The sequence below is a fragment of the Mesorhizobium sp. M4B.F.Ca.ET.089.01.1.1 genome (assembly GCF_004022605.1).
GTDB lineage: Bacteria > Pseudomonadota > Alphaproteobacteria > Rhizobiales > Rhizobiaceae > Mesorhizobium > Mesorhizobium abyssinicae.
Genome location: NZ_RZOS01001248.1, coordinates 1 through 565 on the forward strand (window position 1 = coordinate 1; position 565 = coordinate 565).

At 62.8% G+C, this 565-nt stretch carries 1 protein-coding gene; it reads right to left on the reverse strand.

Annotated elements, in window-relative coordinates:
* Positions 1-388 (reverse strand): hypothetical protein (locus EN780_RS40030; protein ID WP_210215125.1); only part of this gene is annotated, 388 nt, incomplete at its 3' end.
* Positions 389-565: the final 177 nt, after the last annotated feature.

A 565-nucleotide genomic window follows, 5' to 3' on the forward strand; every position in this document is an offset into this window, starting at 1 on the left:
GAGCCAGCTCGTCCCCGGGGACACCGTGAGCGGCCTTGGCGAGGACGTGAGACTGCTCTCCGTCTGCATCTATCGGCTTTGCGTCGGCAGAAGGGATGCCGGCCGATCTCATATCTTCCACATCGGAGTACGCGGGGCCGGACACGCCAGCTCTCACGCCAGCTCTCTCGACGATATAGCCCGTGCCACCCGGTTCACCCCGTGCCATCTCCATTGCTGATGGATCGGCGTGATTCGGCTCGAGACGTCCTTCGGGCTTCGCCGCCGCTTCGGCCTTACGGGCCCGATCCCGCGCGGCCGGCGCAGATTTGCGGCTGAGAAAGATAGTTATCGTGCGACGGAGAAGCGGTCCAGCGAAATGGCTGGCCGAACGGAAGAACTCCAGCACCCGTCAGCTCCACGCCTCGGCGCGGCAGGACAGCAAGAGTCCCAACTGCAGGATGGCAGGCGCCGGCTGGAATCTTCGAAGTTTTATTCCGGCATTTCCCTTTGGCATCCCCGACGTTCCGGCAGCCTTCCCTAAACCCGAAGCACAACCTAACGCAAACCTCACATCGCGCAAGAC